Below are 7,058 nucleotides of genomic sequence, written 5' to 3'. Positions count from 1 at the left end.
TGGCGCGACCGGCTCGCCGGGGCGCCGGAACTGGACCTTCCGGCGGACCGGCCCCGCCCGCCGGTCCGCTCGACGGCCGCCGCCTTCGCGAGCTTCACCGTCCCGGCCGCGGCGACGCGGCGGCTGCACGAGGTCGCGCGCGAGGGCGGCGCGACGATGTTCATGACGCTGCTGTCGGTGTTCGCGGTGCTGCTGGGCCGGTACTCGGGGCAGGACGACGTGCTCGTGGGCACGCCGGTGGCCAACCGGAACCGCGCCGAGACCGAGGACCTCATCGGGTTCTTCGTGAACGACCTGGTCCTGCGGACCGACCTGTCAGGGGACCCGGCGTTCACCGAGCTGCTCGGCCGGGTGCGGTCCGCGGCGCTCGACGCGTACGCGCACCAGGACCTCCCGTTCGAGCAGCTGGTGGACGCCCTCGTGACCGCGCGGGACCGGTCGAGGACGCCGCTGTTCCAGGTCGCGTTCAGCTACGCCGACGCACGCCCCGACGACGACGTCACCGGTGCCGGGGAGCGGCTGCGGCTGGACACCGCGCACCCGGGCGGGACCGCGGAGGAGGCGCTGCCGGTGCGCGCCGACCTGGTGGTCACGGTGGCCGACTCCCCGGCCGGCCTGATGGGGTCGATGCACTACAGCACCGCGCTTTTCGACGCGTCCAGGATGCAGCGGATGGCCCGGCACATGACCACCCTGTTGGAGGCCGTCGCCGCCGACGCGGACCGGCACATCAGCGCCCTGCCGTTGCTGACGGCGAGCGAGCGGGACGTGGTGGTCCGGCAGTGGAACGACTCCACGGTCGCGGCGCCCGCCGAGACGGGCATCCACGAGCTGATCGCGGCGCGCGCGCGGCAGCATCCGGACGCGGTGGCGGTGGTGGCCGGTGAGAGCTGCCTGACCTACGGCGGCCTGATGGCGCGCGCGGGGCGGATGGCGGCGCTGCTGCGGGACGCCGAAACGGGACCGGGCACGGTGGTCGGCCTCGCTCTCGGCCGCGACGTATCCCTGATCGTGGCGATCCTCGCGGTGTGGCAGGCGGGCGGCGCCTACCTGCCTCTGGACCCGGAGTACCCGCCCGAACGCCTGCGGTTCATGCTCACCGACAGCGGGGCACGGGTGCTGATCGGGGAACGGCGGGCGGCGGCGGACCTGGTCGCGGATACCGGAGACGCGCCGTCCGCGGTGCGGGCGGCGCTGTGGCTCGACGACCCGGACGCGGACCTGTCGGACGCGGACCTGCCGGACCTGCCGGATCTGCCTGCTGCGGTCCGTCCGGGCCAGCTCGCGTACGTCATCTACACCTCGGGCTCGACCGGCACACCCAAGGCCGTGCAGGTGCCGCACGAGGGCGTGGTCAACCTCGCCATGGCACAGCAGCGCGCGCTCGGCGTGGAACGCGGCGACGTGGTGCTGCAGTTCGCCTCCGCCAGCTTCGACGCCTCCGTCTGGGAGCTGGTGATGGCGCTGGCCACCGGAGCGAGGCTGGTGGTCGCGACCTCGGGTGAGCGCGCCGAGCCCGACCGGCTGGCCGCCCTGATCGCCGGCGCCGGAGTGGGCGTCGCGACGATGCCGCCCTCGCTGCTCGAAGCGCTGCCGCCGGACGGCCTCGCCGGGGTCGGCACGCTGATCACCGCGGGGGAGCGGCTCGACGCGGAGCTCGCCCGGACCTGGGGGCGCGGCAGGCGCCTGTTCAACGCCTACGGGCCCACCGAGACGAGCGTCTGCGCCACGATCGCCCGGTGCGACACCGGCACCCCGGAAGGCCCGGAACCGCAGCAGCCCCCGCCCGCCCCGCCGATCGGGTCGCCGATCGCCAACACCCGGCTGTACGTGCTGGACGCGACGCTGAACCCGGTCCCGGCCGGGGTCCCCGGCGAGCTGTACGTGGCCGGTACCGGGCTGGCGCGCGGATACGGCGGACGACCCGCGCTGACGGCGGAGCGCTTCGTCGCCTGCCCCGTCGCGGGGGACGGCTCGCGGATGTACCGGACCGGGGACCGGGCCCGGTGGCGGGCCGACGGGCTCCTGGAGTTCATCGGCCGCGCGGACGAGCAGGTCAAGGTGCGCGGGTTCCGGGTCGAGCCCGGCGAGGTCGAGGCGGTCCTGGCGGCCCACCCGGACGTGTCGGCGGCGGCGGTGACCGCCTTCGGGCCGGAGGCCGACCGGCGGCTGGCGGCCTACCTGGTGGCCGCGGACCCGGCCGCCGGCGTCCCCGGCACGGCCGAGCTGCGCGAGTTCACCCGGCGGCGGCTGCCGGAGTTCATGGTCCCCGCGGTGTTCACCGAGCTGGCGTCGCTGCCGCTGACGCCCAGCAGGAAGGTGGACCGCGCCGCGCTGCCGGACCCCGGCACGGACCGGCCCGAGGTGGGGCGGTTCGTCGCGCCGCGGACGGAGACCGAGCGGGTGCTGGCGCAGGTGTGGGCCGAGCTGCTGCGGACCGAGCGGGTCGGCGTGACCGACAACTTCTTCGACCTCGGCGGCGACTCGATCACCAGCATCCAGGTGGTGGCCCGGGCCCGGGAGATGGGGGTGCACGTCACCGCGGCGCAGATGTTCGACCACCAGACGGTGGCGGAGCTGGCCGCGGTCGCCGCAGGCGCGCAGGCGGCCGACGCGGGGCAGGACCGGATCGGCGGGGAGTTCCCGCTGTCCCCGGTCCAGCGGGCGTTCTTCGGCTGGGAGCTGCCCGAGCCGTCCCATCTGAACCAGTCCAGGCTGCTCGAAGTGACCGGCGGGCGGATCGACCGCAGGCTGCTGGAAGTGGCGGCGGAGGCGCTGGCCGACCACCACGACGCGCTGCGGTCGCGGTTCACCCGGCGCGACGGGCGGTGGCAGGCGCGGGTGGCCGCCGTCGAGAGCGCCGACCTCGTCTGGGTGGCCGACCTGGGCGACGACGGCACGGAGGCCGCTCGGACGGAGGCGGCCACCCGGGCGCAGGCCGGCCTGGCGCTGGAGGACGGCCCGCTGCTGCGGCTGGTGCTGTTCGAGCGCGGCGACCGGCCGCAGCAGCTGCTCGTGGTGGCGCACCACCTGGTGATCGACGCCGTGTCGTGGCCGATCGTGCTGGCGGACCTGTCGGCCGCGTACGAGCAGGCCGAACGGGGCGAGCCGGTCCGGCTGCCGGCCAAGACCACCTCGTTCCCGGCATGGTCGCGGCGGCTGGCGGAGCTGGCGGCGTCGGAAGAGGTCGCGGCCGAGGCGGAGCACTGGACGGACGTCGCGGGCGCGGCCCGGCCGTTGCCGCGCGACCACGACGGCGCGAACACGGTCGGCTCCGCCGGGCAGATCAGGGTGGCGCTCGACCCCGACCGGACCGCCCGGCTACTGCACCGGGTCCCCGCCGCCTACCGCACGCAGATCAACGACGTGCTTCTCACCGCGCTGGGCATCGTCCTCAACGAGTGGACGGGCGCGCCGGCCTCGGTGGTGGACGCGGAGGGCCACGGCCGCGAGGACGTCGGCGCCGGCTTCGACGTGTCCAGGACGGTGGGCTGGTTCACCAGCATCTACCCCGTCGCGCTGACCGGGGCGCACGACGGCCTGGGCGCGGCGCTGTGCCGGACCAAGGAGCACCTGCGGGCGGTTCCCCGGCACGGGCTCGGGTACGGGCTGCTGCACCATGTGGCCGGTGCGGTGCCGGCGAGCGGCGCCCAGGTCAGCTTCAACTACCAGGGCCAGTCCGGATCGGCCCGCAGCGGGGCGGGCCTGGCGGGCGGCCGGTTCCGTCCGGCCGGCGGGCCGCGCGGGCAGGAGCAGCCTCCGCGGGCGCCGCGCGCCTACCTGATCGACATCACCGGCGGCATCACCGACGGCGTGCTGGAACTGGTGTGGATCTACTCCTCGCAGGTCCATCGGCACGCGACCGTCGGCCGCCTGGCCGACCGCTACATCGAGGTGCTGACCGAGCTGATCGAGCACTGCTGCGCTCCGGGCGCCGGCGGCTGGACCCCGTCCGATTTCCCGCTGGCCGGCCTCGACGCCGAGGCGCTGGAACGGGTCACCGCCGCGGTGTCGACGGACATCGAGGACATCTTCCCGCTGACCCCGCTGCAGCAGGGGCTGCTGCTGGACTCGCGGCTGTCGGGCGACGCGGGGATGTACTGGTCGCAGACGGGACTGCTGCTGGAGGGCGAGCTGGACGCGGAGCTGCTGCGGCAGGCGTGGCGGACCGCGTTCGAACGGCATGCGCTGCTGCGCGCCCGCGTCGTGTGGCGGGGGCTGGCCGACCCGGTGCTGGTGGTGTCGCGTGCGGTGGAGCCGCCGTGGCGCGAGGTGGACCTGTCCGGCCTGACCGGCCCGGAGCAGGAGCGGGCGGTCGACGAGTTCCTGCTGGCGGACCGGGAGGAGGGCGCCGACTTCGACGCGCCGTCGCTGGTGCGGGTGGCGCTGCTGCGCATGGGCCGGGGGCGCGCCCAGCTGGTGCTCAGCCTGCACCACCTCGTGCTGGACGGCTGGAGCCTGCCGATCGTGCTGGAAGAGGTACTGGAGGCCTACGACGCGCTGCGCGCGGGGACGGCGCCGCCGACCCGGGAGCACCGGCCGTTCCGCGACTACGTCGCCTGGCTGTCGGAGCTGGACACCGAGGCGGCGGAGCGGTTCTGGCGGGACCGGCTGGCGGGGGTGCCGGCGGCGCCGGTGCTCGGCATCGAGCGGGCGACCGGGCGGCACGGGCGGCGGGACGTCCAGGTGCGCTTGCCGGGCGAGGTCATGTCCGGGCTGGAAGCGTTCGCGCGGCGCTCGCGGCTGACGATGAACACGGTCGTGCAGGGGGCCTGGGCACTGCTGCTGGGGATGTACTCCGGCTCCGACGACGTGCTGTACGGGGTGACCTCGTCCGGGCGTGGCGACCAGATACCGGGGATGTCGTCGATGGTCGGGCTGCTGATCACCACGACGCCCGCCCGGGTCCGGATAGACCACTCCGCACCGGTGGGGCGGTGGCTCGAAACGCTGCAGGAGGCCCAGGTACAGGCCCGGCGGTTCGAGCATCTCCCGCTGACGCGGATCCAGGAGTGCAGCGACGTTCCGGCGGGGCGGCCGCTGGTGCGCACGCTGTTCGTGTTCGAGAACTACCCGGTCCGCGAGCTGCAGCGACGGCGAGCCGCCGCGAGCGGCGGCGGCCTGCGGGTCGGCGGCAGCGCCGGCCGCCAGGACATCAGCTACCCGCTCGCCGTGATCGTCAACTCCGGGCGGGAGCTCACGATCACGCTCTCCTACGACCGCGGCCGGTTCGCCGATGCGGCCGTCGACGCGCTCGCGGGGCAGTTCCAGGTGCTGCTGGACGCGGTGGCCGCGGACGGCGGACGGCTGGTCGGCGACCTGCCGGTGCTGACCGCGGCCGAGCGGGATCGGCTGCTGAACGACTGGAACGACACGGCCGCGGCGCTGCCCGAGGCGGGCGGGGTGCACGAGCTGGTCGCGGCGCAGGTGGCGCGGTGCCCGGACGCGGTGGCGGTCGTGGCCGACGGCGAGGCGCTGACGTACCGGGCGCTGTGGCAGCGGGCGGGGCGGCTCGCCGGCCACCTGCTGGCCATGCGTCCCGGACCGCTCGTGGGCCTGTGCACCGGGCGGGGGACGGACGCGTTCGTGGCGGTGCTCGGAGTGTGGCGGGCGGGGCTCGCCTACCTGCCGCTGGACCCCGCCTATCCGGCCGACCGGCTCGAACTGATGCTGACCGGCGGCGGGGCGCGGGTGGTGCTCGCCGAACGCGCGGTCGCCGGGGACCGGCTGCCCGCACCGGACGGCGTGCGGACGGTCTGGCTCGACGACCCGGCGGTCCGGCGGGAGATCGCCGCCGCGGCCGAGCCGGCTCCGGTGCCGGTGGCGCCCGGCTCGGCGGCGTACATGATCTACACGTCGGGGTCGGCGGGCGTCCCGAAGGGCGTCCAGGTGACGCACGGCAACCTGGTCAACCTGGCCGTGGCGCTGCGGCCCGTGCTGGGCGCGGGCCCGGGTACGCGGGTGCTGCACTTCGCGTCGTTCAGTTTCGACGGGTCGGTGCTGGAGCTGGTGGTGACCCCCGCGGCCGGCGGGACGCTGGTGGTCGCGAGTGCGGCGGAGCGGACCGACCCGCGGGCGCTGGCCGGGTTGATCCGGGCGGGCGGCGTCGACGTGGCGACGCTGCCGGTGTCGCTGCTGTCGGTGCTGGGTCCGGACGACCTCCCCGGGCTGCGCACGCTGGTGGGCGCGGGCGAGCGGTTCGACACCGAGGTCGCGCGGCGGTGGGGACGCGAGGGCCTGCGGCTGGTGAACGGCTACGGGCCGACGGAGGCGACCGTCATGTGCGTCACCGGGGTGCCCGGCCCGGACGACGGGGCGACGGTGCCGATCGGGCGCCCGGTGGCCAACGTGCGGGCGTACGTGCTCGACGAGCGGCTGCGCCCGGTGCCGGCCGGGGTCACCGGGGAGCTGTTCCTCGGCGGCGCGGGCGTGGCGCGCGGCTACGGCGGGCAACCGGCCCTCACCGCGCGGCGGTTCGTCGCCGACCCGTTCGCGGCGGACGGGTCGCGGCTGTACCGGACCGGGGACCGGGCGGCCTGGCGGCCGGACGGGGTGCTGGAGTTCGCCGGGCGGGTGGACGAGCAGCTGAAGGTGCGGGGATTCCGGATCGAGCCGGGTGAGGTGGAGGCGGTGCTGGCCGCCCATCCGGGCGTGGCCGCGGCGGTGGCGGCACCGGTCGGACAGGGAGCGGAGGCGCGGCTGGGGGCGTGGCTGGTGCCGGCCGATGCCGCCGCCGGGATCCCCCCGGCCGGCGAGCTGCGCGCGCATGCGGCCGCGCGGCTGCCGGAGTTCATGATCCCCGCCGTCTACACCGAGATGTCCGCCCTGCCGCTGACGCCGAGCGGGAAGGCGGACCGGGCCGCGCTGCCCGCACCGGACCTGACCCGCCCGGAGCCGGGCGGCACGTACGTGGCGCCGCGCGGCGATCTGGAACGGCTGCTCGCGGGGATCTGGTCCGAGGTGCTCGGCGTCGACCGGGTCGGCGCGCAGGACGGCTTCTTCGCTCTCGGCGGCCATTCGCTGCTGGCGACGCGCGTCGCCATACCGATCCGCGCGGC

The 7,058-nt window shown here is 75.9% G+C and carries 1 protein-coding gene; it reads left to right on the top strand.

The features are described 5' to 3' along the window. On the top strand, window positions 1–7,058 hold a 7,058-nt coding region (locus tag ABZ914_RS41210; protein ID WP_500200079.1), incomplete at both ends, for an amino acid adenylation domain-containing protein.

Origin of the sequence: Spirillospora sp. NPDC046719 (assembly GCF_040645715.1) — a bacterium.
In the GTDB taxonomy this organism is placed as follows: Bacteria; Actinomycetota; Actinomycetes; order Streptosporangiales; family Streptosporangiaceae; genus Spirillospora.
Note: the sequence above shows the minus strand (reverse complement) of the source record. Positions and strands in the feature narration are given on the sequence as shown.